Source organism: Kitasatospora sp. NPDC091207 (assembly GCF_044768625.1).
Lineage (GTDB): Bacteria > Actinomycetota > Actinomycetes > Streptomycetales > Streptomycetaceae > Kitasatospora.
In genome coordinates, this window is the sequence record NZ_JBIVVS010000014.1 from 186402 (window position 1) to 209459 (window position 23058).

At 73.0% G+C, this 23058-nt stretch carries 27 protein-coding genes; 17 read left to right on the forward strand and 10 right to left on the reverse strand.

Features of this window, described 5'->3' with window-relative positions; translation table 11 throughout:
- The first annotated feature begins 16 nt into the window (after window positions 1–16).
- The 3 genes from ACIQTO_RS23405 to ACIQTO_RS23415 all read left to right on the forward strand — a co-directional run bounded on the left by ACIQTO_RS23405 (window position 17) and on the right by ACIQTO_RS23415 (window position 1948).
- The gene (locus ACIQTO_RS23405; RefSeq protein ID WP_402391202.1) at window positions 17–568 is read left to right on the forward strand and encodes a GNAT family N-acetyltransferase; all 552 of its coding nucleotides are present in this window, start codon (window positions 17–19) and stop codon (window positions 566–568) included.
- Window positions 569–705: 137 nt separating this feature from the next.
- Complete coding sequence (locus ACIQTO_RS23410) at window positions 706–1344, forward strand: ATP-dependent Clp protease proteolytic subunit (protein ID WP_402391204.1); 639 nt, start codon at window positions 706–708, stop codon at window positions 1342–1344.
- 1 nt (window position 1345) lies between these two features.
- Window positions 1346–1948 carry a ClpP family protease gene (locus ACIQTO_RS23415; protein WP_402391206.1) on the forward strand — a complete coding sequence of 201 codons (603 nt, stop codon included), beginning with the start codon at window positions 1346–1348 and terminating at the stop codon, window positions 1946–1948.
- Window positions 1949–2090: 142 nt separating this feature from the next.
- On the opposite strand, the gene ACIQTO_RS23420 is transcribed toward ACIQTO_RS23415, so the two are convergent.
- A complete protein-coding gene (locus ACIQTO_RS23420) occupies window positions 2091–2522 on the reverse strand; it encodes a helix-turn-helix domain-containing protein (protein ID WP_402391209.1) in 432 nt (143 codons plus the stop codon).
- Between the two features lie 254 nt (window positions 2523–2776).
- On the opposite strand from ACIQTO_RS23420, the gene ACIQTO_RS23425 reads away from it, so the two are divergent.
- The 3 genes from ACIQTO_RS23425 (at window position 2777) to ACIQTO_RS23435 (ending at window position 4394) form a co-directional block, all read left to right on the forward strand.
- Window positions 2777–2926: a DUF6191 domain-containing protein gene (locus tag ACIQTO_RS23425; RefSeq protein ID WP_402391212.1), complete on the forward strand. Its 150-nt coding sequence runs from the start codon at window positions 2777–2779 to the stop codon at window positions 2924–2926.
- Window positions 2927–3060: 134 nt separating this feature from the next.
- Window positions 3061–3570 carry a PH domain-containing protein gene (locus ACIQTO_RS23430; protein WP_402391215.1) on the forward strand — a complete coding sequence of 170 codons (510 nt, stop codon included), beginning with the start codon at window positions 3061–3063 and terminating at the stop codon, window positions 3568–3570.
- Between the two features lie 281 nt (window positions 3571–3851).
- Window positions 3852–4394, forward strand: coding sequence for a GNAT family N-acetyltransferase (locus tag ACIQTO_RS23435; protein ID WP_402391218.1), 543 nt, complete (start codon window positions 3852–3854; stop codon window positions 4392–4394).
- Between the two features lie 365 nt (window positions 4395–4759).
- Here the strand turns inward: ACIQTO_RS23435 and ACIQTO_RS23440 are convergent, their stop codons facing one another.
- The 3 genes from ACIQTO_RS23440 to ACIQTO_RS23450 form a co-directional block, all read right to left on the reverse strand.
- Window positions 4760–5455, reverse strand: a complete 696-nt coding sequence (locus ACIQTO_RS23440) for a 2-phosphosulfolactate phosphatase (RefSeq protein WP_402391221.1) — start codon at window positions 5453–5455, stop codon at window positions 4760–4762.
- A 117-nt stretch (window positions 5456–5572) separates the two neighbouring features.
- A complete protein-coding gene (locus ACIQTO_RS23445; RefSeq protein ID WP_402391224.1) occupies window positions 5573–6343 on the reverse strand; it encodes a MerR family transcriptional regulator in 771 nt (256 codons plus the stop codon).
- Window positions 6344–6456: 113 nt separating this feature from the next.
- Entirely contained in the window at window positions 6457–7578 is a 1122-nt protein-coding gene (locus ACIQTO_RS23450) for a serine hydrolase domain-containing protein (RefSeq protein ID WP_402391227.1), read from the reverse strand.
- Between the two features lie 375 nt (window positions 7579–7953).
- Here ACIQTO_RS23450 and ACIQTO_RS23455 point away from each other — a divergent pair, with 375 nt between their 5' ends.
- Entirely contained in the window at window positions 7954–8694 is a 741-nt protein-coding gene (locus ACIQTO_RS23455) for a class I SAM-dependent methyltransferase (protein ID WP_402391230.1), read from the forward strand.
- Between the two features lie 43 nt (window positions 8695–8737).
- On the opposite strand, the gene ACIQTO_RS23460 is transcribed toward ACIQTO_RS23455, so the two are convergent.
- Window positions 8738–9625: an NAD(P)-dependent oxidoreductase gene (locus ACIQTO_RS23460; RefSeq protein WP_402391233.1), complete on the reverse strand. Its 888-nt coding sequence runs from the start codon at window positions 9623–9625 to the stop codon at window positions 8738–8740.
- Window positions 9626–9676: 51 nt separating this feature from the next.
- Between ACIQTO_RS23460 and ACIQTO_RS23465 the strand changes: the two genes are divergently transcribed.
- Window positions 9677–10036 (forward strand): winged helix-turn-helix transcriptional regulator, encoded by a 360-nt coding sequence (locus ACIQTO_RS23465; protein ID WP_402391235.1) that lies wholly within the window; start codon window positions 9677–9679, stop codon window positions 10034–10036.
- Window positions 10037–10221: 185 nt separating this feature from the next.
- Complete coding sequence (locus ACIQTO_RS23470; RefSeq protein WP_402391238.1) at window positions 10222–10614, forward strand: hypothetical protein; 393 nt, start codon at window positions 10222–10224, stop codon at window positions 10612–10614.
- A 103-nt stretch (window positions 10615–10717) separates the two neighbouring features.
- Here the strand turns inward: ACIQTO_RS23470 and ACIQTO_RS23475 are convergent, their stop codons facing one another.
- Window positions 10718–12208: an alpha/beta hydrolase family protein gene (locus tag ACIQTO_RS23475; protein WP_402391241.1), complete on the reverse strand. Its 1491-nt coding sequence runs from the start codon at window positions 12206–12208 to the stop codon at window positions 10718–10720.
- A 358-nt stretch (window positions 12209–12566) separates the two neighbouring features.
- Here ACIQTO_RS23475 and ACIQTO_RS23480 point away from each other — a divergent pair, with 358 nt between their 5' ends.
- The 4 genes from ACIQTO_RS23480 (at window position 12567) to thpR (ending at window position 15962) form a co-directional block, all read left to right on the forward strand.
- Window positions 12567–13856, forward strand: a complete 1290-nt coding sequence (locus tag ACIQTO_RS23480) for a sensor histidine kinase (protein WP_402391243.1) — start codon at window positions 12567–12569, stop codon at window positions 13854–13856.
- Window positions 13853–14515, forward strand: a complete 663-nt coding sequence (locus ACIQTO_RS23485) for a response regulator (RefSeq protein WP_402391246.1) — start codon at window positions 13853–13855, stop codon at window positions 14513–14515. The genes ACIQTO_RS23480 and ACIQTO_RS23485 overlap by 4 nt, the downstream gene beginning before the upstream one ends.
- A 337-nt stretch (window positions 14516–14852) precedes the next feature.
- Window positions 14853–15134, forward strand: coding sequence for a hypothetical protein (locus tag ACIQTO_RS23490; protein WP_402391248.1), 282 nt, complete (start codon window positions 14853–14855; stop codon window positions 15132–15134).
- Between the two features lie 180 nt (window positions 15135–15314).
- Window positions 15315–15962 (forward strand): RNA 2',3'-cyclic phosphodiesterase, encoded by a 648-nt coding sequence (thpR, locus tag ACIQTO_RS23495; protein WP_402391251.1) that lies wholly within the window; start codon window positions 15315–15317, stop codon window positions 15960–15962.
- A gap of 142 nt (window positions 15963–16104) precedes the next feature.
- Here thpR and ACIQTO_RS23500 read toward each other — a convergent pair whose 3' ends face one another.
- Complete coding sequence (locus ACIQTO_RS23500) at window positions 16105–16932, reverse strand: oxidoreductase (protein WP_402391253.1); 828 nt, start codon at window positions 16930–16932, stop codon at window positions 16105–16107.
- 111 nt (window positions 16933–17043) lie between these two features.
- Between ACIQTO_RS23500 and ACIQTO_RS23505 the strand changes: the two genes are divergently transcribed.
- Window positions 17044–17487: a MerR family transcriptional regulator gene (locus ACIQTO_RS23505; protein WP_402391256.1), complete on the forward strand. Its 444-nt coding sequence runs from the start codon at window positions 17044–17046 to the stop codon at window positions 17485–17487.
- A gap of 269 nt (window positions 17488–17756) precedes the next feature.
- Here ACIQTO_RS23505 and ACIQTO_RS23510 read toward each other — a convergent pair whose 3' ends face one another.
- A complete protein-coding gene (locus tag ACIQTO_RS23510; RefSeq protein ID WP_402391259.1) occupies window positions 17757–18422 on the reverse strand; it encodes a DUF4291 domain-containing protein in 666 nt (221 codons plus the stop codon).
- A gap of 552 nt (window positions 18423–18974) precedes the next feature.
- Here ACIQTO_RS23510 and ACIQTO_RS23515 point away from each other — a divergent pair.
- Entirely contained in the window at window positions 18975–19223 is a 249-nt protein-coding gene (locus tag ACIQTO_RS23515; protein WP_402391261.1) for a hypothetical protein, read from the forward strand.
- A 156-nt stretch (window positions 19224–19379) separates the two neighbouring features.
- Here ACIQTO_RS23515 and ACIQTO_RS23520 read toward each other — a convergent pair whose 3' ends face one another.
- Window positions 19380–20117, reverse strand: a complete 738-nt coding sequence (locus ACIQTO_RS23520; RefSeq protein WP_402391263.1) for a dienelactone hydrolase family protein — start codon at window positions 20115–20117, stop codon at window positions 19380–19382.
- Window positions 20118–20392: 275 nt separating this feature from the next.
- Between ACIQTO_RS23520 and ACIQTO_RS23525 the strand changes: the two genes are divergently transcribed.
- Entirely contained in the window at window positions 20393–20968 is a 576-nt protein-coding gene (locus ACIQTO_RS23525; RefSeq protein ID WP_402391266.1) for a hypothetical protein, read from the forward strand.
- 249 nt (window positions 20969–21217) lie between these two features.
- The gene (locus ACIQTO_RS23530) at window positions 21218–21697 is read left to right on the forward strand and encodes a hypothetical protein (RefSeq protein ID WP_402391269.1); all 480 of its coding nucleotides are present in this window, start codon (window positions 21218–21220) and stop codon (window positions 21695–21697) included.
- An 832-nt stretch (window positions 21698–22529) separates the two neighbouring features.
- Here ACIQTO_RS23530 and ACIQTO_RS23535 read toward each other — a convergent pair.
- Window positions 22530–22943: a DoxX family protein gene (locus tag ACIQTO_RS23535; protein ID WP_402391272.1), complete on the reverse strand. Its 414-nt coding sequence runs from the start codon at window positions 22941–22943 to the stop codon at window positions 22530–22532.
- Window positions 22944–23058 lie beyond the last annotated feature (115 nt).

The following is a 23058-nucleotide window of genomic DNA, read 5'->3' on the forward strand; positions in this document are numbered from 1 at the left end:
CGATAGGTTGCCCGCCGTGACTGTTCCCGCATCCGTCCCCTGGCCACCCGCCGCGATCCGGACCGCGAGGCTCGCGCTCCGCGCCTCCGAGGCCCGGGACCGTGCGGCCTTCGTCGAGCTGTTCGCCTCACCGGAGGTGGGCACCTACGCCGGTGGGGCCCGGCCGCGCGAGGAGCTCGACCGCGCCGTGCCGGAGGTGCCCGGGCGGCGCCCCGGCCTCTTCGTGGTCGCGCTCGACGGCGCGATGATCGGCATGATCACGCTTCTCGACCGGCGCGCGGCGGACCGGCCGGGTCACGTCCGTCCGGAGGGCGGGGAGGCCGAACTCGGGTACCTGTTCCTGCCGGAGGCGTGGGGAAACGGGTACGCCGCCGAGGCGTGCGCGGCGGCGCTCGACTGGGTCGCCCACGCGCTCCCCGGCGAGCCGGTGGTGCTCTGCACCCAGATCGCGAACGACCGCTCGATGCGGCTGGCGGCGAAGCTGGGGTTCACCGAGGTCGAGCGGTTCGAGGAGTACGGCGCCGAACAGTGGTTCGGCGTGTGGCCCCCGGGCACACCGTGCGGCTGACCTCGACCCGGTCCCCACCGGGCCCCGGCCGTCACGTCTGCCCGTGGCGAATCTGCGGCGGGCAGAGAAACCGCCTTCGGGGGCCTTCCCGGGTCAAGAGTGGAGTCGAGGCAACCCCGCCCCGACGAGGAGTCCGGATGAATCCACTCACCACGCCCCCGCCCCGCGCGGCGGAGGGCGACACGCCGCCCAGCCGCTTCGACGACCACCTCGCGGCGCAGCTGCTCGCCCAGCGGATCGTCCTGCTCGGCACCCAGGTCGACGACGTGTCGGCCAACCGGGTGTGCGCGCAGCTGCTGCTGCTGTCGGCCGAGGACCCGCGCACCGACATCAGCCTGTACATCAACAGCCCCGGCGGCTCGGTCACCGCGGGGCTCGCCATCTACGACACCATGCGGCTCATCCCGAACGACGTCTCGACCCTGGCGATGGGATTCGCCGCCAGCATGGGCCAGTTCCTGCTCACCGTGGGGGCGCCCGGCAAGCGGTTCGCGCTGCCGAACGCGCGGATCATGATGCATCAGCCCTCGGCGGGCATCGGCGGCACCGCCGCGGACATCGTGATCCAGGCGGCCAACCTCCAGTTCACCAAGGAGGCCATCGAGCGGATCACCGCCGAGCACACCGGGCAGAGCGAGGAGACGATCGCGCGGGACGGCGACCGGGACCGCTGGTTCACGGCCGAGCAGGCCAGGGAGTACGGGATCGTGGACCGGGTGGTGGAGTCGGTCGCCGACATCCGCCCGGCCTCGTCGCGCCGACGGATGGGGTTGTGAGATGGGGTCGTACACGGTTCCCTACGTCATCGAGCGGACCGCGCAGGGCGAGCGGTCCTACGACGTCTTCAGCCGGCTGCTGAACGAGCGGATCATCTTCCTCGGCACCGAGATCGACGACGGGGTCGCCAACGTGGTCATCGCGCAACTCCTGCACCTGGAGTCGGAGAGCCCGGAGCGCGAGATCTCGATCTACCTCAACTCGCCCGGCGGATCGTTCACTTCGCTCATGGCGATCTACGACACGATGACGTTCGTGCAGGCCCCGATCGCCACGTTCTGCGTCGGCCAGGCGGCCTCCACGGCGGCGGTGCTGCTGGCCGGCGGGGACCAGGGGCGACGGTTCGTGCTCCAGCACGCGCGGGTGCTGCTCGGCCAGCCGGCCAGCGGCGGCCGGCAGGGGACGGTCTCCGACCTCAGCCTCGCGGCCAAGGAGATGGTCCGCATCCGCTCGCAGGTGGAGGAGGTCCTGTCCCGGCACACGGGGCACGACACGGCGGCGCTGCGCGCGGACATGGACCGGGACAAGGTGCTCACCGCCGAGGAGGCCGTCGCCTACGGGATCGCCGACGAGGTGCTGAGCCGGCGGTCCGCGTTCGCCTGACCCCCGCGCGGCGAGGGCGGGCGGGGTTCGGCCGGGTGCGGTTCGGTGGCGGTGCGGGTTCGGTGGCGGTGCGCACTGCCACCGAACCGGACCTGGACCTGGATGTCTGGACCGGCCGGACCTGGACCGGCCGCCGGTCGGGTCAGGCGGCGAGGCAGAGCCCGTCGTACCGCGCCGTGGGCGCCGCACGGCCGGAGCCGACCCTCCTCGGGGTGTACCGGGTCAGCTCGTCCTGGGCGAGCGAGAGCAGATCGCCGAGGCCGAACCCGAGGGCCCGGGCGGCGGCCGCGAGCACCTCGGAGGAGGCCTCCTTGCGTCCGCGCTCCAGCTCCGACAGGTACGGCACGGAGATCCGGGCGGTCTGCGCGACGTCCTTCAGCGTGCGCTCCTGGGCCAGCCGCTCGCGCCGCAGGACATCGCCGACGACGTCGCGCCACAGGGGCTCCCTCGGCGCGGTCGGCTGTGGGGCCCCCGCCGATAGCTGCGGGGGGCGGGTCGTGCCACCGGGCGCGGGCGGCGAGGCCTGCGGGCGCAAGGGGATGACGTGGGCTTCGTTCGGGGCATGAGTGCTCACCCCTTCAGCCTAGGCATCCGGGGCGCCCTGGGAAGGGAGGGCCGTTCTGCCCTGAGTGAAGCCGCCACCCGGCGGCCGCGGGTGTCGCGGGCCGTCCGGGCCGGGGGCAGCGCGGGGCCGGGTGACGCGGTCGGCCGGATCACTCGGCCGACCGCCGCCGTGAAGGTGGGGCGGTCTCCTGCGCGTTCGGATTCCGGGGGACCGTTGACGGTCCGCCGTTCGCTCTCGGTCTTGGGGCCACCCCGACCGAGGAGTTGCACGCCTTCTTCAATGCCAGCAAGCGCGTGCAAATCGAGCAGCGGCGGACTCAACTGGTCATGCGGGACGACGACCACGCCGGCGCCCCGCCTCGCACAGGCATCGACTTGGACAGCGGCACCGCAGTCGTTCAACAGCAAAGGTAGACGCGCCGCACAACACGTGATCCCTTCCCACCTCTGAAACAGGCTCCGGCGGCCCGTCCGGGACGCCCACCGAGGCCCGAGGTCCGCGCGTTGACCCTCGCTCCTACAGTGGGACCCTGTGAAAGAGGTGGGTCATGGGGGAACAGGAACTGCCGCGCGAGTACCGGGCGACCTGGGGGAGGGTCGGGCCGGTTCTGCTGGTGCTGGGACTGAAAACGGCCCTGATGCTGTTCATCACATGGGTCGAGGACTTCCCCCTCTGGGTGAAGCAGCTGGCGACCGCGGCGGTGCTGCTGCTGGACATCGTGGTGGTCGCCTGCGTTCCGCGGTCCGGGACCTTCGTGGACCGGGCCGGCATCCGGGTGCGCGGATTCTTCAGGTTGCGTCGGCTGGCCTGGTCGGAGATCGAGGACATCAGGGTCCAGTCGATGCGGGGTTCGGCGCCGGACGACGATCCGCCGACCGTGATCGCGTACGCCTACCGGTCAACCGGGCGGCGTGTGTTGCTCGTTCACCTCAACGATCAGCATCTTGAATCGCCGCTCCACGTGGAGCGCGAGGTCGAAGTCCTGCGCGCCGCCTGGGCCGAGCTGCGCGATCCGAGCGCCGCTCCGCACGCGGTTCCACACGCTTCGTCCAGCTGACGGCGGCAGCACGCGGCGCGAGCGCGACGGTGATCGGCTGATCTGTCGGACTGGTCCCGCCCGCCCGGCGAAGGGGCCGGGCGGGCTCACGGCACGTCAGCTACCTGTACAGCAACGCGCAGTGACCCGAAGGGCTCCGGGTACCCGGGGTCCCGAAGCCCCCCCCCGCACGTGGTGCGGGGGTTTCGCCGTCGGGCGGGCCGGTGCCTCCGTGCGGCCGGGGGAGGGGGCGGCGGAACTCCCCTCCGGTGCGCCGAATCGCGCGAACTACACTCGCTTGTATGGCATCTGACGAGGTGAAACTCCGGCTGGTGAGTGAGAGCGAACTCGGGGTCCTGGAAGAGCTGGTGCAGGACCCGGAGGCGGTCGGGTCGTTCCAGTGGTTCGGCTGGACCGACCCGGGGGTCTGGCGGCGGCGGTGGGCGGAGAACCGGCTGTTGGGCGACGACCGCGGGCAGCTGGCGGTCGCGGTCGGGGAGGAGTTCCACGGGTTCGTGGGGTGGCGGCGGGTGGAGACCGTGCAACGGTCGTACTACTGGAACATCGGCATCCAGCTCCTTCCCGGTTCCCGGGGCCGGGGCATCGGGACACGCGCCCAAGTCCTCCTGGTGGACTATCTGTTCGGGTACTCGCCGGTGGTGCGGGTGGAGGCCGACACCGAGACGGGCAACCTCGCCGAGCAACGCGCGCTGGAGAAGGCGGGGTTCACCCGGGAGGGCGTGCTGCGCAGCGTGACCTTCCGGGACGGGCGGTGGCGCGACGGAGTCCGCTACAGCGTGCTGCGGGAGGAGGCCGACGCCCGCCGCGCGTCGGCCGGCGGGTAGGCGGAGGCCGGGCGGGCTTGGCACGGGGGCGCCCGGTCTGTGGACCCCGGATCGCGACCGTTCACGGCCGGCGCACCAGGTGCGCCGACCGCCGGTGAGCGTGACCCGGGGAATCCGCGTGAACTCGGCCCATCCCCACTCCGCCGCGCCCGGCGCCCGCGCCTCCGGCGGCGTCGCCCGTGAGCGCGGAACCGCGAGGGCGCGCCGAGCGTGGACGCGCCACCTGCCGGGCGGGGACCGGCGCCTGGCCGGGCCGCCGTCCGGCCGCCGCCTCCCCGAACCGCCGTCAGCGGGACACCCGGCCGGTGCCGCCCACCCGGCCGGATACGGATCCTCGTACGGCGGGAGCCGGACCTACCCGGCGGTCAGACCGAGGCCTCGTCGGCCGGCGCGGGCGCGGCACACGGGCGGAGGACCATGAGCGAGTCCTCCAGGGTCGCCACCATGGCGAAGGGGAACCGGTCGAGCTCAAGACAGAGCGCGACGTCATCGGGATGGGCGCCTTCGCGCACGCCCTTCGCCAGCTCGGCGGCGGCGCGCGACCGCTCGGCGCGGCGGAGGAACTCGGCGGCATCCGTCCCGGTCCCGGTGGCCCTGTGGGCGATGTACTGGGCGCACGCCAGATCTTCCTCGGCCCGGCCGTCCTCGCCGGTCACCACGAACGTGACGCTGTCGCGGTCGCGCAGGAGCCGGGCCGTCGCCTCCGCGACCACGAAGCTCGCGCACAGCACCAGTGACGCGCTCTTGACCGCGAGGGCGCCGACCGTCCCCGCCGTGGTCTTCTGCACCACGGTCCGGCCGGCAAGGTCGACGGACCGCAGCAGGGCCGGCGAGTTGACGGCGTCGAACCCGGGCGCGGGCGGGCCGTCCTTGAGCGCCGCCCAGTCGGGGTGACGGGCCTTCAGCGCCAGGGCCTCGTCCAGGGACTCGGCGAGAACGATCTTCTCCGCGCCCTGGGCGAACGCCCAGGCGGCCACGGTGAAAGCACGCATGACGTCCACCACGACCGCCACGGAGGGGGTTTCGACCAGCTCGGCGATACCGAGGTAACGAGTGTCCATGCCGGTCATGATCGCGCACGCCCCGCCCGACAGGGGTGGGTGGTGATCCATCTCACCCGCGTTCACGCCCCCTCAGTCGAGACGGCCGTGTCCCTCCTGAGCCGTCGCGTCCCGCCGTCAGGGGCGCGGGATGCGCACGCCCGCGGCGCGCAGCCTGCCCTCCAGGAGATCCGCCAGCCGGGCCCCGGCCGGTGACTGATTGCCGAAGCGGCTGATGAGCCGGTAGCGGGCGGCGGTCTCGGTGCGGGCCTGGAAGCCGGTCACGGTCTTCAGCCGTGCCGGGTGGGCGAGGTAGTGGTCGGCCATGGCGGTGGCGAGTTCGGCGATGCGCGGGTCGTCCGGGTCCCAGTCGGCGGCTTCGATGCCGCGCTTGATCAGGGCGAGGAACCGGGTGTCCAGCGCGGCCTGCTCGACCTGGTCGAGGTACTCGTCGAAGCCTTCCGGGACCAGGGCCCTGGCCAGCACCCAGCCCTCCCTGGTCGTCGCCACCTCATCGGCGGTGAAGCCGAGGCCGGCCATCCGTGCCAGCAAGGCCACCGCGCGGTCGGGCAGCAGGGCCCGGTCGCCGTCGGCGAGCCGGTGCAGGGTGTCCCGCCGTGCGGTCAGCTCCGCTATGCGCTCGGTGAGTTGCCGCTCGACCTCGGTGAGCGCGGCGGCGAACTCCGGGGCCTCCGCGTCGAGGAGGGGCTTGATCCCGGCCAGCGGCACCCCGGCGCCGGCCAGCGTCCGGACCTGCACCAGCCGCAACAACTCGGCCGACCCGTACCGCCGGTAGCCGGAGCTGTCGCGTTCCGGCTCCTCGACCAGGCCGAGCTTGTGGTAGTGCCGCACCGTCTTCACGGTGATGTCGACGAAGGCCGCCGCCTGCCCGATCGTGACTCCGTTCATCCGCACATCCTCCCGCACGCAGGGCTCCGTGCGCCCCCCTTCGCCTCGGGCCCGAAGCGCGACCAAGGGGCGACCGGTGGGCGGCGGACGGTGGGCGGGCGGCTCCCGGGTGCTCAGCTCGCGGGTCGTGCCGGTTCGGCGCGCCCGCCGGAGAACACCGCGTCGACGAGCCGCTGCTGCGCCTGCTGGAACGCCCCCGCCAGGGACATCGCGGCGTCGTCCACGTAGTTGAGCGCGGCGGTCAGGGTCCTGCCGCCACCCGGCGTGCTGTACATCAACGCCGCGTGGCCGCCCTGGCCGCCGTTGTGGAACAGGACGGTGCCGCCGTCGGGGCCCACTTCCTGCACGCGCAGTCCCAGGCCGAAGCCGCTCTTGGGGTGCGGCACGCACATCTCCGCCAGCAGCGGGGCGGGCAGCAGCCGGCCGCCCGCCAGCGCGGAGACGAAGGTGTGGAGGTCCAGGGTGGTGGAGATCATGTCCCCGCCGGCGGAGATCCACGAGGGGTTCTGGCGGGTGACGTCGACCGTCGTCGGCCGGCCGCCGTCCTCGTACCGGTAGTAGGCGTGGGCGTACGGTGCGGGGAGCTCCGGCGAGGTGCCCGGCAGGACGGTGCCCGACAGGCCGAGCGGCCCCAGGATCCGCTCCCGCGTCTGCTCGGCGCACGAGCGCCCGGTGACCTTCTCGGTCAGCAGCCTGGCCAGCACGTAGTTGGTGTTGGAGTAGCTCCAGTCCGCCCCCGGCTCGAACCGCGCCGGCTTGGACAGGGCGAGTCGCACCAGCTCCTCCGGCGGGTAGCTCTTGAACCGGTTGTCCACCCATTCCTTGCCCGCGATCGTGGAGGGGATCCCCGGCACGATCGTCCCGTCCTCGTAGACCTCGCCGGTGAAGTTGAACACCCCGCTGGTGTGCTGCAACAGCATCCGTACCGTGATCCGCCGGTCCAGTCCGAACCCGGGCAGGTAGTCGGCCGCCGGGGTGTCCAGCCCGACCTGTCCGTCGGCCACCAGTTGCAGGACCAGGGTCGCGGTGAAGGTCTTGGTGTTGCTGCCGATCCGGACGTGTCCGTCGGCCGGCGGCTCGCCGGCCGCGCCCAGCTCGCGCACCCCGGCGCTGCCGACCCACTCGCCCCGCTCGTCGTGCACGCGCAGCGACACGCCGGTGACGCCGGAGTCGACGATCTCCTGGAGCGCCGTCCGCAGCTCCGGGCGGTCCTCGTTCTGGGTGAGGGGTGACATGGTGGTTCGCTCCTTGGGGTCGCTGCTGCCCGGCTTGGTGTGCTGCCCGGGTCGCTGCTGCTCGGGTCGGTGTGCTGCCCGGGTCGCCGTGCTGCCGTTGTGACGAGCCTCCACCCTGACCCGAGGTCAACCTCAAGGGTGATCCGGCTCACATCCCTCCCGGGGAGCGCTCGCCGACCGGCACAGGCGGCGGGACACACCGCATTCCCCGGACCGCTCGTCAACACCGCCCCGCCCGGGGTCCACCGATCCGGTGGTTTCCCCGCCCGGGGTCGAACGTGGTGTGAAGGGATCCGGCCGCCTGGTTTCCGTCGACGCGGGCTCCGGTAGGGAGGCTGGTGATCGCTGCCACGGCACACGGTAAAGGACCTGCTGATGAGTGTTTCGGAGCGCTACGCGCGCGCGTGGGAGGGCTTCTGGGCCGAGAGCACGGGCGAGCAGGGCGGGCCGTTCTGGGACGCGGACGCGACGCTGACGGCGGCCCCGCACATCGCCCTGTTCGCGGCCCACGTCGACCGCACGCTGCCGATCGTCGACCTCGGCTGCGGCAACGGCACCCAGACCCGCTACCTGGCCGGGGTCTTCCCGCGCGCGGTGGGCGTCGACCTGTCCGCCTCGGCCGTGGCACACGCCCGTCGGGCCGACCGGGACGGGGCGGCCGAGTACGAACAGCTCAGCCTCACCGACCTGGTGGGGGTGCGGCGGCTCGGCGACCGGCTCGGCGAGGCCAACGTCTACCTGCGGGCGGTGCTCCACCAGAGCGACCCGGTGGACCGGGCGCCGGTCGCGGCCGCCGTCGCCCTGCTGCTCGGCCGGCGCGGCCGCGGCTTCGTGGTCGAGCCGACCACCGCCGCCAAGGCGGTGCTCCAGCAGGTCGCCGAACGGCCCGGCGGCCCGCCGGAGAAGCTCCGCCAGGTCCGCAAGCACGAACTGCGCCCGGCCGAGGTCGCCCCGGGCGAGATGCCCGAACTGCTGCGCGCCGCCGGGCTGGAGATCCTCGACCGGGGCGGGACCGACCTCGCGATGAGCGAGTGCCACCCGGACGGCACCCGGGTCACGCTGCCCGCCGACTGGTTCGTGGTCGCCGCGGCGCCGGGCAGCCGGCCGGGCGGCTGAGTGCCCGGCCGGCCACCACCGGCCCGCCTCGCCCCGGTGGGGGTCAGCGGCGGCCGAGCACCTCGGCGAGGCGGCTCACACCGTCCCCGCCGTGGCCGAGCGCGATGGTGCGGCGGACCAGTCCCTCGGCCGCGCGCATCACGCCCGAGTCGATCCCGTGCGACTCGGCGGTGTGCACGACATGGGCCATCGAGGAGACTCCCGAGGTGAGCGGGTTGATCGCGCCCGAGTAGCTGCCGCTGTCGAAGTCCTCGGCGAACTCGGTGAACAGCGGCGGGAGGATCGCGCCGATGCCCTGGGCGAACGGTGCCAGCTCCCGCCCGCTGATCCCCTCCGCCTTGGCCAGCGCCAGCGCGTGCACGTATCCGGCCATCGCCGTCCAGAAGATGTCCAGCAGCGCGATGTCGAACCCGGCGGCCCGGCCGATCTCCTCGCCGAGGTGGGTGTGCGTACCGCCCAGGGCCGCCAGCACCGGCTGGTGCCGCCGGTACAGCTCCGTCGGGCCGCTGTGGATGAAGACCGCCCCCGGCGTGCCGATGGTCGGGGCCGGGGTCATGATGGCGCCGTCCAGGTACTCGACGCCGTGCTCCGCCGCCCAGGCGGCCGTGTCCCTGGCGCGCTCCGGCGAGTCGGCCGTCAGGCTGACCACCGTGCGACCCCTGAGCGCGGCGGCGACCTCGTCGCGGCGCAGCACGGCGTCGGAGGCGTCGTAGTTCACCACGCAGACGACGACCAACTCGCCCGCCGTCACCGCCTCTTCGGCGGTCGTGGCACTCACCGCCCCCTTGGCGACCAGTTCGGTGTCCCGTCCGGGGGTGCGGTTCCAGACCGTGGTACGCACCCCGGCCCCGACGAAGGCCCCGGCCAGGGCACGACCCATCGGCCCGAGGCCGAGCACGGTGACGGTGGACCGCGCGTGGTTGGTGGACATACTTCAGCTCCTGTAGACATGGTGGTGGACATCGAGAACGAGGGGGCGAGGATGACGCGAAGGCGGGCCGTGGACCCGAACGTCTGCGGAGTGACGGCCGCGATCTCCGTGATCGGCGGCAAGTGGAAGACGTCTCTGCTCTGGTTGTTGGAGGCCGGTCCGCACCGGCCCGCCGAACTCCGCCGACAGATGCCGGGCCTGAGCGAGAAGGTCCTCACCCAGGCGCTGCGCGAGATGGAGTCCGACGGTCTGGTGCACCGCGAGGTGCACGACGTCCTCCCGCTGAAGACCGTCTACTCCCTGACCGACTTCGGCCTCCGCCTCTCCGTGGCGCTGGGCCCCGTCTCCGACTGGGGTCATGAACGCCTCGACCGGATGACGGCCGAACCGGCCGGGCTGCCGGCCTCCTGACCTGCCGTCATCTCCCGCCGCCCTGCTGGGATCAAGCTTGCCCGCCGCGCACCGGACTGCCCAGTACACACAAATAAGTGGGTACGTCCCCGGGACCAGGCCCGGCCTCCGCCGGACCCTGCCCCACGGGCAGTCCGCCCCACGGCGTGCGGGACGCACCGGTCCCGGCGTGAGAGGCTCCCGGCATGTCCGAGCCGCGTGACGGAGCCGACCACCGGGTCAGGATCCTCGGCTTCTGGGGAACCCCCGAGAACCGGGCGCTGCCCGACCCCGCCGATCTTGTCGATGCCGCGTGGGACGAATCGGAACGGCACTGGGTCGCGGACTACCTGGATCACGGGCAGGTCGCCGGGTCCTGGATGGGCGTGTCGAGGTGCCGGCTGTGCGCACTCCCGAACGGCTACCGTGATCTGACCGATGGCTCCTTCCTCTGGCCGGAAGGGCTCGCCCACTACGTCCGCGACCACGGCGTCAGGCTGCCGGCCGAGTTCGTCGACCACATGGAACAGCGGCTGCGGGCGCTGGATGAGCTTGAGACGGACGGTTCCTGGTGGCTCCGGAACGCTGCCCGGACCTAGCGGCCGGCCCGGAGTCACCACGGGTGACTCCGGGCCGGGCAACGCCGCAGGACGGTGCCGGGGATTCAGGAGACGGGCGGTCCGGCCTTCGCGGGAGCGCTGGTCAGCGGCTGTCGCCCGGGCGGTAGACGGTGAGCTCGCCGTGGGCCGACAGGGCGCCGGCCAGGTCACCGGGTTCGTGCCGCAGGGTGCTGTCCAGGAAGGCGAGCGTGGTGGCGGCGACGACGCGCCGGCTCTCGGTGCGGCCCAGGGAGCCGACCATCGCGGGCACGGGCGGCAGGTACAGCGGGGCGTCCGTGAAGGTGAGGTGGGCGGCGCCGGGGATGGTGAGCCGGTAGCCCGTCGCGGTGCTGAGCTTGAGGACCTCGGTGAGGCGGGGTATGTAGCGCGCGTCGGTGCCCGGGCCGATGGCCTGGGTGAGCGCGAGCGCCGGCTGGTGGAAGGGGAGCGGGGTGGGGTCGCGGGGGTAGCCGTCCAGGTCGATGACGGCGGCGAACCGGCGGTCCTGGCGGGCGGCTTGCAGGGCGGCGGCGCCACCCAGCGAGTGGCCGGTCACCGCGGCCCGGCCGGTGTCCAGGCGTCCGGTCAGCGCGCCCTCGGCCCCGCCCCGGTCCAGACGGTCCAGCTGGGTGAGGACGAAGCTGAGGTCCGCGGCGCGGATTCCCGCTGTTTCGGCGGCTCGCCTGTTGTCCTCCTCGTCGTCGCCGGTGGAGCCCACCTCGGTGCCGATCGTCCGGCCGTCGGCGAGGACGACGGCGGCGGAGTCGTACGGGTGGTCGAGGGCGGCGACCACGTAGCCGTGGCTGGCCAGTTCCTCCGCCCAGGCGGTGTTCTGCGTGCGCACGCCCCCCAGTCCGGGGGAGAACACGACGGCCGGGAACCGCCCGCCGTCGACGGCCACCGGGGCGTCCGGCACCGAACGGGTGAGGGCCCGCGGGACGCCGTCGACCAGGAAACCGGGGAGGCCGGCATAGCGCGCGAGGGCGTCGGAGACGGTGCGTGCCTCCTGCTCCGTGCGGCCGAGGTACCGGGCCCGTCGGGTACCCGCGGGGCTCTTCTGCGCGGGGTACCAGAGCTGGACCACGACCGTGCGCCGGTCGTCGGGTTCGGGAGTGGCGGTCTCGGGCCGGTCCGGGTCGGTCCACTGCAGCACCCGGGTGCCGACCGCGAAGTCGCCGGTCGGCTCCGGGAACACGGGGACGGGGAAGGCCCAGGCGGCCGCCGGGCCGGTGGCGGTCAGGACGACGCAGAGCACCGATCCCGGCAACGCCATCCACCACCGCGCCCGCCTCGCCGGCCGGCCGGCGCGTCGTCGGATCAGGGGTGAGACGGCGAACGGCAGCGCGAGGGCGGCGCCCGCCAGTACCGGCAGCATCTGCCAGCGGAGCCCCAGCACGGTCAGCGGGGCGGCGGACAGCACGAAGGCCGATGCCGCCCCGATCGTGACGGGCGGTCGAGCGGCGGGGGGCAGCCAGCGCGCCACCGCCAGCACGACAGCGCCCAGCAGGGCGAGGATTTCCAGGAGGGACATCTGTGGTCCCGCGATGATTTCGGTCACCCGGTCATCCTCGGCGCGGGGCGCGCGCCGCCACATCGATCCCGGGTCGCCGGCGCGTGCGACGGGAGTCGCACGCGGAGCCGTGCCCCCGTGCGCCCGGAGTCGCACCCGGGGGACGGCGCTCGTGCGACCGGAGTCGCAGTCGAACATGCCAGGTCAGCGGCCGTATTGCTCCCACGGGAGGTAGTGGGACTCCTCCTGCGGTCGTATTCCGGCCCGGTGCCCTCAGACCGTGGACTCATGTGCTCCGCCGGACCGCGGCCTACCGTGACAGGGCTGCGGTAGGTGCCGGGCAGCACGGGTCCATCGTTCCCCCGTGCTCGACCGGCTCCGGCCGCACGCGCCGGCGGCCCCGACCGGGGCCACGACGACGCCGAACCGACAGGGACGAGTGATGACCGAGGCAGCCGCGGCAACCGGCGGTGCCCGTCCGGTGCGCCACCGGGGCGGGGCGCTGCGGATGTGGACGGCCGGACGGTTGACGAGGTGCGTCGACCCGGCCCCGGTGCGGGCGGCGGGGCCGGTGAGTGCCGCCCGGCGCTGGGGCTCCCGGCTGCCGCCGATGGTGTGGGACTCACTGCTGCCGGCGCTGCTCCTCGTCAACATCGTGACCACGAGCCCGTCACCGGGGCTGCCGGCGGCCGTCGCGCTGACGGCCGCGCTCGCGCTGCCCCTGCTGTGGCGGCGCCGGGCGCCGGTCATCGTGTTCGGCGTGGTGGTGGCGGCGGCCTTCGTCCAGTGGCTGACGGACGTCCAACTGCCGGCGGACGTCGCCCTGCTGGTGGCGCTCTACACGGTGGCCGCGCACTCGGGGCGGCGCGCCACGCTGGTCGCCGGTGCCGTGGTGGAGGCGGGGGTCCTCCTGGCCTGCCTGCGCTGGTCGGCGGGAGGCGCGTTCCTGACCCCGTTCGTCGCGGTGACCGCGATGGCCGTCGCCGCCGCCGTCCTCGGTATGAACGTGCGGACCACGCGTGCCTACCTGGCGGCCGTGGAGGAACGGGCCGCCCGCCTGGAGCACCAACAGGAACAGCAGGCGCGGCTGGCCGTCGCCGAGGAGAGGACCCGTATCACCCGCGAGATGCACGACATCGTCACCCACAACCTGTCCGTCATGGTCGCGCTCACCGACGCCGCCGTCTACGCGCAGCACCGGTCGCCCGGCAAGGCGACCGCCGCGATGCTCCAGATCTCCGAGACGGGCCGGCAGGCCCTGACCGACATGCGGCGCTCCCTGGGCGTCCTGCGGACCGACGAACCGGACGCGGAGCGCCACCCGCTGCCCGGCATCGCCCAGCTGCGGACCCTCGCCGACCAGATGTGCGCGGCCGGGCTGCCGACCCGCCTCGAACTCCACGGCGGCGACAGCCGCATTCCCGCCACCGCCCAACTGACCGTCTACCGCCTGGTACAGGAAGCCTTGACCAACGCCCTCAAACACACACCCCCCGGCACGCACGCGACGGTCCGGGTGCGGTGTTCGGCCGGGACCGTCACCGTGGACGTCACCGACAGCGGTCCGTGCCCGCCACCCTCCGGCACCACGCCGTCCGGCCACGGCATCCCCGGCATGCGCGAGCGCGCGGCCGCCTACGGAGCGGAGTTGCGGGCCGGGCCGCTGCCGGGCGGCGGCTGGGGAGTCCACACCCGCCTCGACCTCGGCAGCGCGGGGGAGGCGTCCGCATGACGATCCGCATCCTGATCGCCGACGACGAGGCGCTGCTCCGGATGGCCTTCAGCACCGTCCTGGAGGCCCAACCCGACATGGCACCGGTCGGCGAAGCCGCGGACGGCGCCGAGGCCGTCCGCCTCGCCCGGGAACTGCGCCCCGACGTCGTCCTCATGGACGTCCGGATGCCCGGGACGGACGGGATCGAAGCGACCCGACGGATCGTCCGGACGTCCCCGCAGAGCAGAGTGCTGATCCTCACCACCTTCGACCTCGACGAATACGCCTTCGCCGGACTCAATGCCGGGGCCTCGGGCTTCCTGCTGAAGAACACCAGGCCGGAGGAGCTGCTCACCGCGATACGCAACGTGGCCGCGGGCGACGCGGTGGTCTCCCCGCGGATCACCCGCCTCCTGCTGGAGAGCTTCCGCCCGCACATCCCGGACGGCGGCGACGCCGGCGGCGACGAGCGGCTGCGACGGCTCACCCCCCGCGAGCTGGAGGTGCTGATCCAGGTGGGGCGCGGCCTGTCCAACACCGAGATCGCGGCCACCCTGCACCTCGCGGAGGCGACCGTGAAATCCCACCTGGGGCGGATCCTGCAGAAGCTCGAACTCCGCGACCGGATACAAGCCGTGATCTTCGCCTACGAGAGCCGCCTGATCCACCCGGCCTGACGCCGCCACCCGGCCCGCCGCCACCCGGGGCCGGGATTCCGGTGCGGTCGGGCGGATCGTCCGTGCCGTCGTGGCCGGCGAGCCCGTCCAGGACCACGTGGACGGGGCGCCGTCGGGTCGGGCGGCCCGGATCGTCCGGCTCCGCCGGTCCGACGACGGCCCGCATCTCGATCGTCGCCGCGTCCGATGACGCCCCGACCACGGGCATGGGCGACACGGGGTCGGCGGTTCGGGCGATTGCGGCGGGGGTTTCGGGACGGACGGGACGGCGGGGGGAATCCATGCCCCGGAAGGGTGCCGTCCTCCGTTGTGCGCCCTCGGACAAGGAGAACACGTCATGCGTCGTCGAATCGCAGTCGTCGGAATGCTGGCCGCCACCGGAGTGCTCGCGCTCGTGGTGCCCGCGCAGGCGGCGACGGGAGTCCTGGTGGTGAACGGCGTGGCGCATCAGAACCCGGCGCGGGGGTGCTACCCGAGCCTGTCGCCGGTCCTCGTGGAGAACCTCACGGACTCGAAGGTCCTGGTGCACACGGCGGCGAACTGTCAGGGACCGGTGACGAGGGAGATCGCACCCGGGATGACCGCGGCGACGGTCGGGTTCAGCTACTTCGTCGACTGACACCCGTAGGAGCATCGCCGGGACGGGGCGCCGCGGGGTGGGACGTCGGACCGGCCGACTGCCCGCCCCTGTCCGTGGGTGCCGGATCTGCCCGGAGTCGTGCACCGGCCCCTGACCCGGCCGGGGCTGTGCAGGGGCGGGCGGGCATCGGCGACCTGACCTCGGCTAACCTGCCCCCTCGTGGACGATCACCCCGAACCCTCGACCCTGCGCGTCTTCGTGGCACTGGCCCCGCCCGACGACGCCAAGGACGAACTGGCCCGGGCCCTGGAGCCCGCCTACGCCACGTACCTGCGGCTGCGGTGGAACCGGATCGAGGACTGGCACATCACCCTGGCCTTCCTCGGTGAGCTGCCGTCCACGGCGGTGCCGCCGCTGCGGTCGGCGCTCGCCGGCCAGGCGGCGTCGCACCCCGCGCTGCGCCTCGGCCTGCGGGGCGGCGGCCACTTCGACCACCGACTGCTGTGGGCCGGGATCGACGGGGACCTGGAGGGGCTGCACCTGCTGGCCGCCGACGTCCGGGACCTGGTCAGGTCCTGCGGGATCGAGTTCAGGGACCGCCCGCTGCACCCCCATCTGACCCTGGCACGCTCCCGCCGCGACGATCCCACCAGCGTGCCGCAGGTCGCGGCCGGGCTCAGCGGGTTCGTGGGCCGGCCGTGGCGGACCGACCACCTCCACCTGGTCGGCAGCAACATCGGCCGTGGCCCCGGGCCGATCCACTACCGCGACATCGCGGCGTGGCGACTGGGCGCGTCGGGCAGGCCACCGGGCGAGCTGGGCGAGCTGGGCGCGGCGGACGGCGACGGGGGCGAGGGCCTCGGGTAGACCCGCACCGCCTGACCGACCGCGTCGTACACAGGGCGCGTCCCACCGCCGAACTCGCCGCGTTTCCGGGTGAGGGCGCCACCACCCCTGGACTCCGCCGCCGGCTGGACTCCCGGCCGCGCCCGGCGGCCGGCTACTCGCCTCAGATGCCGGTCGAGAGCGCCACGGACCGCCACTGGTCGAGTTCACGCCGCACCAGGTCGAGCTTCGCCTCGACGCGCTCGACCGCGTCCGCGCCCAACTGCAGGCGCAGCGGCGGCTCGGCCACCTCGGTGACGTCGATGATGGCCTTCGCCCCCTTCCTCGGATCTCCCGGCTGACGGCCGTCGTTCTGGGCCAGTGCCTCGCGCACCGGCCCCGCCCCCGCGGCGTAGTCCTCGATGGAGGCGGGTTCGACCCGCATGCTGGAGCTGCTGAGGAAGTCGGTGCGAAAGCCCCCCGGCTCCACGATCGTGACGCGGACGCCGAGCGGTGCCAACTCGGCGTGCAGCGCCTCGGAGACGCCTTCGACGGCGAACTTCGACGCGCCGTACAGACCCACGCCCGGAGCGGTGGCGAAGCCGCCAACGGAGCCGATGTTCAGAACGTGCCCGGACCGCTGCGCACGAAGCGTCGGGAGGGTCGCCCGCAACGTGTTGAGCACACCGAACACATTGACGTCGAACAGGGCTCGGGCGGCCTGGTCGGGCACCTCCTCGATCGCGCCCACGAGGCCGTAACCGGCGTTGTTCACCACCACGTCGATCCGCCCGAACTCCGCCAGACCGGCCTCCACCGCGGCCGCCAGCTGCTCCGGTTCGGTCACGTCCGCGTTCACCGCCAACAGCCCGTCCGGCTTGACCGGGTACGCCTGGAGCACCGCCGCCGCGTCCCTCGCCGTCGCGATCACCGAGTGTCCTCGGTCCAACGCCTCACGGGTGATCTCCGCGCCGAGCCCACGTGATGCACCGGTGACAAACCAAACGCTCATGTTCTCCCCTGTTTCCCCGGCCTGGTGGCCGACGGCTCAACGCTAGAAGCTAGAGTCGGGTCTAGATCAAGAGCTGTGTGACGGAGTCGTCCATGGAGACGGAGGTCGCCCATGGACCTGGGCATCGGTGAGGTGGCGGAGCGCAGCGGGCTGAGCGTTCACGCACTACGGTTCTACGAGCGCGAGGGCCTGTTCGCCAACCCGGTACGCCGCTTGTCCAACGGCCGTCGGATCTACCACGAGGAAGATCTGGAGTGGCTGGCGATCTGCACGAGGCTGCGCTCCTCGGGCATGGCACTGGCGACGATCCGGCAGTACATCGAGCTGGTCCGTCAGGGTCCGGGCAACGAGCACGAGCGGCTGGAGCTGCTGCGCGAGCACGCGGATCACGTGGCGGCGCAGGTCGAGGAGCTGAACGAGACCTTGGCGGTGATGCGGCAGAAGGTGCGGATCTACGAGGACCATCTCGTCCGCGGCGAGGCCGACCGGCTCTGGAACCCCTCCCACCCGGACAACGCCCGGGCGGGCTCTCACCAGCGCTCCTGCTCCGCCTGATCGGTCGGCTGTTCGACGCCGCGAAGACTCCGGCCAGGACCTCCTCGCCGAGGTGGCCGAGGTCGTGCGCATTCCTCGCAAGCGGGCCGGAGCTCGCCCGCGGCGCGTGCGCTTCCACGATGCCGACCGGTCTCCTGTGTAACCGGCGGCCGTGAAGCACCTCGCCGGCGCCCGGGCCCCACGCACGGGCGCGGGCGCGCGGGGGCCGGCCGGGTCCACCCGTTCACCGCCTTCACGTCGCGGTTCCTACGGACTGCCCGCGACGGTCGTCAGCTTCCGGCTCGGCCCGAGGGCGCCGGAGTTCGCCCGCCACGATCTCCCGCTGATGGGCCGTCATGTCCCGGTCTGCGCAGGTGCTCGGTGAGCGTGTCGCTCGCCGGGTAGAGGCGTTCGGTGGGGAGGAGGTGCTGGGCGGCCTCCAACTCCCCGCCTCTGACGTGGGCATGGATCGTGCGCGCGAGTGCGGTGACGTCGTTGATCGAGACGATCCACTTGTCCGCGTAGCGCTCGGCGGCGTCGCCGGCGAGGCCGAGTTGCAGGGAGCGATGGGCGAGCGGCCGCAGGTGGAGGTCGCGTTCGGGGTCCCACTGCACGCGGGCCGGCGTTTGCCTCAGCCGGCGTTTCCAGGTGGCGCGGTCAGGGTGCAGCCCGCGTTCGTAGTGGGCCAGGCAGGCGTTCTCCAGGGCCCATTCGAAGCCCTCGCGGGTGATGTCGATCGCCAGGACGGTTTCCTGGCCTTCCTTGCCCGCCCACCCGCAGCGGTACATCATCCAGAGGAACGACGGTTTGATCCACGTCATCCGGTCCCGCTGCCAGGCTGCGGGAAAGCGGCCGTCCTGTGCGGCGGGGAGGCCGATCTCCGGCGCGTACGCCTGGTAGACCGTCACGGTGGAGGCCGTGTAGCGGGCGCGGATCTGATGTTCGGGTGCTGACACGATGACCAGGGTCGACGCTCGACTCGCCGCGCGCCACCGAATTTCCGGGCCGGATCAGGCCTGACCGCCCTGGTGGGGCGCTGAACGGGTGGGGCGCTTCGGGCTCCGCTCTCGGCTCGACCCCGTCGGTGAGTTCGGTGAGTGCGGAGACCGGGTCCGGTGGGTGACGTAGTGCCGGCACTGCCGACGGATCGATCGTGATCGACCGGACTTTGCAGTCATATGACTGATGCCTCCGCTCGGCCCCCTGACGCACGCTCCTTGTGCGGCGGGCCCGGACCCCGGGCCCGCCGCACAAGGAGCACTGTCACCCGGTCCGGGTCGAAGTCGCGGGCGGTCCTGGAAAGCGAGTTCCACCGCGGCCCTGAAACTCCTCAGGCCGGCCGTCACCGCGGTCGCCGGGGCGGTGCTGCTCCTCACGGCGGCGCCGGCGTCCGCGGCCAGTCCGCCGTACGACGGCTGCCCGGCGTGGGCGCTGTGCCTCTACCAGAACGGCGGTGGCACGGGCTCGAAGGCGATCGTCGTCCCGCGACCGGTGGCAGCACAGAGATCGTGCGGCTCACGAAGGTGCATTTCCTCAACGGCGACCTGGCCAACGACCAGGTGTCCTCCTGGCTGAACAACTCGCAGTGCCAGATCGAGTTCTGGGACGGCCCGAACGGGACGCTGCTGACCAACTTCACCAGCCCCTTCGAGTACCTCGACCTCACTCGGAGCAGCACGGTCGACGTGGTCACCGTCACCCGCCCCGGAACCGGCACCGCCCGGCTCCACTGGCTCTTCCGGACGGCCACCGGCTGACGGAACCGGCATGCCGACGACGGCGGTCGGCGGCGGCGTGACGACGGCGGCGGGGGGGGGGGGGGGGGGGGGGGGGGGGGGGGGGGGGGGGGGGGGGGGGGGCGGGGGGGGGGGGGGGGGGCGGCGCCCCCCCCCCCCCCCCCCCCCCCCGCGGCGCTACTTCTTCAGGTGGCGGTCGTAGAACCGGCCCCCGTCCTCCGTCTCGAACCACGGGGTGCCGACGTGCCCGCCCAGATTGGCGTGCAGCGTCTTCTCCCGGGAGCCGAAGGCGTCGAACAGGTCCAAGGCCCGCTGCCGGGGGTTCCCCTCGTCGTCCCACTGCAGCAGGAACAGCAGCGGAACGGTGACCTGCCGGGCCTCCTCGCGCTGGGCGAGGGGCACATAGCCCCCGGCGAAGAGACCGGCGGCCGCGATGCGCGGTTCGACCGCCGCCAGCCGGATGCCGACGGCCGTCCACCCCGAGTACCCGACCGGGCCGTCGATCCCGGGCAGCGAGAGGAGCGCGTCCAGGGTGGCCCGCCACTCCGGGACGGCCTTCTCGACCAGCGGGCCGATGAAGGACTCGAAGATCTCGTCGACCGGCTCGCCGGCCTGCATCGCCCGGCGCAGATCGGCGCGGGCCTGCTCGTCGGCGTCGGACCGGGGCCGGTCACCACACCCCGGAGCGTCGATGGTGGCCACCGCGTAGCCGCGCGCCACCGTGTACCGGGCCCGGGCCACCAGCCGGGATTCCCGCCTGGGCAGGCCGTTGTTGTGGGCCATCAGGATCAGCGGAGCCGGTCCGGATCCGGGCGTCCACAGGGTGCCGGGGATCTCGCTGCCGGGGATCTCGCCGAGGGTGAATTCGCGTTCGAGGACGCCGTCGTCGTGGCGTTGTTCGGAAGTGAAGCGCACGGTCGTGCCTTTCGGGAGAGCTCTTGAACGGCGCTCCCGGACGACCTATCGCCCGACCGTGACCCCGGAGGAGAGCACCCATGTCGATATCGCGTTCACGGGTACCACCTCCTCGTTCTCTCGCACGGCCACCGGAAACGTAGCAGTGGCCGCCGTGGTCCGCCAAACGGTTTTCCGCGGGCTCTCCCCCGGCGCCACCGGTTTCGTGCCACCGCCCCCGGCCCGGTCGGTCGGGCCGGGCCGGGCTGTCGGACGCTGTGGCTACCATGCCGGCCATGGGCTACACCACGACATTCACCGGCCGGATCGCCGTCGACCCGCCGCTCAACCCGCAGGAGATCGCCTACCTGCGGAAGTTCGCCGGCACCCGGCGGATGGACCGTGCCAACGGTCCCTACTACGTCGACGGCACCGGCTTCGCGGGACAGGGCCACGACCCGGACGTCCGCGAGTTCGACGAACCCCCGGCGGGCCAACCCGGTCTGTGGTGCAAGTGGCAGCCCACGGACGACGGGGGCGCGATCGAGTGGAACCAGGTCGAGAAGTTCTACGACTCGTCCGAGTGGATGGCCTACCTGGTCGACCATTTCCTGAAGCCCGGCGCCCACGCCCGGGGCGAGCCCGGGTTCGAGGGCTCCACCTTCGACCACGTGCTCAACGGTGTGATCGACGCGCAGGGTGAGTACGACTGGGACACCTGGCAGCTGATGGTGCGTGACAACGAGGTGTCGGCGTCAGAGCCGGTGGAGCCCGAGACGGTGTGGCTGTGTGACGGCTGCCTCACGGTGGTCGCCGATGAGGACACCGTCTGCTGCCCGGGGTCGGAGCCGACGGCGGCGTACGTCGCGTAGGTCTGCCCGCGCCTCCGGGAACCGGCGGGTCGCCGCACCGGGCCCCGATACGGGCGCGGTCGCGGGACGACGCCGGGATCAGCGGCTGTCGCTCAGCCTCCGAGCCGCGGTCGTGGCCCCACGGGTGCCGTCCGCGGCGGCGGCACGGTGTGGGGAGCGTCGAGCAGGACGGCGGCGGCGGCCGTGGGGTGGTGCCGCAGCCGGTCGCGCTCGCGGTGGCCGGTGACGAGTCCGGCATCGTGCAGGCTGGTGGCGTGCTCGGAGGCCGAGGGCGGGGAGATGCGGACCAGGTCGGCCGGCTCGGAGGTCGGCGAGGACACCTGCAACGGGACCTCGGGCGACAACCAGCAGCTCTGGCTGTTGCCGCGCGGTGGCGGGGGCTCCTGGGTGGTCAGCCTCAAGAGCGGCCCGCGCCTGGACGTCGACGGTGTGCGGACCGGCGGCAGCGACGCCCGCCGCACGCTGTACTGCGGCAGCGACGACGACCGCTCCTGGAAGCTGATCCGACGCCTCCAGGCCCCGCGCTCCCGGCCGGAGCCGTCTACCCAACCGGCGAGGCGGGCCGGGGTGCGCGTCTCGCGGCCGGGCCTCGCCCCGGCGTCCGCTGTGCACACCGCGGGGCCCGCCGGACGCGGCGGGCCCCGCAGTGTCGCTGCCGTGCTTCCTGCTTCCTGCTTCCTGCAGAGCTTCACCGGTACCACCGCGCTGACCTGTCTCATCGAACGTTGACGGGTCTCAGCGAAGATGGACCGTTGCCTGGTGCCGCGTCCGACGGACCGTTATCCGCAGGGCGGTCGTGCACGCGACCGCGGCCAGGAGGAGCGCCGCCGGAGCCGCCAGGGCGGCGGTCCAGGCCGCGAAGCCCTTCCAGGGACGAGGTAGGAGCCCCACGGCGTCTTCACCGCCTCCACCTGCTCGCCGGGGTGACCGTCATGGCGCAGCGAGACATGGGTGCCGTCGCCGAGGAGCCCGTTCCAGTGGCCCCTGCGGCGCGACCAGCGACAGCGCGAGCGTGAGGGTGATGCCGGATGCGCACACGCACAACGCCGTCAGTGCTGCCCACAGCCCGACCGCCCACCGCCTGCCCGTCCCACCCGCAACCGTCACGGCACGAAACTACCCGCTCGGAAGTCGAGCAACGGCGGCAGGGGCAGGCGCATGGCGGATCCTTCGACGCGCGGACCGACCGCCGGTCAAACCTCGCTGAGACTGATCGAAGTGCGTTGAGACGGGACACCCGCACGCCCGCGGCATCCGCGCGGAGGGCGCCGTCAGGACGGCCTCGGGGGAGGGCCGGGTCGGGCACGCCCTCCGCGCAGACCTCGCCATTTACCTGACGATCAGTCAGGACAGCACGCCCGAAGCCCTGCGGCCCTCGCTCGCGGCCTGCGCCGACGGCGTGCCGGGGCGCGCGGCGGGGGTGACGCGCGGGCTGATCCGGCGGTCTCGGACGGGCGGGCTGGGGGCGGGAGCCGTCGCTGGCGCTCGCACGGGGGCAGGTACTTCTCGGCCGGTATCACCAGGTCAGCAGGCTGCGGCAGCGCCTCGTCCAGGTGGGAGGTCATGACGGGAGGCGGAGCAGCCGCGCCGTCTCGGCGCGCCGGTTCCAGGCGATGACGGCCAGCGGCACCATGAAGATGAACGGGGTCCCGGCGTTCTCGCCGTGCATGGCGGTGAGCTGGGTGACGAACGCGAACAGCAGGAACACGATCAGCGCGGTCGCGGCCGGCCCGGCGAGTCGGCGGAGCAGCAGGCCGACCGCTCCGGCCAGCTCCACCAGTCCGGTCAGGTACATGAGCCAGTCGCCCGCACCGATGGCGTCGAAGACGCTGCCGGCAGCGGGAAGCGCGAGCAGCTTGGGCAGTGCGCTGGCCAGGGCGAAGAAGAGCGCGAGCAGGACCCGCAGCGTCCAGATCAACCGGACAACGGCCTTGCTGGGCTCCGTGGTGGTGGCGGCGGTGGTAGTGCTGGACATTTCAGGTCTCCCCGGTCGGCTCTCGTTGCTTTCTCAGGTATGACCGCCGCGGCCGCCTGAACTCATCGGTCCGGGAGCGGAAAGTTTCGACGGCCCGGCGCCTTCGGCGCGCCGG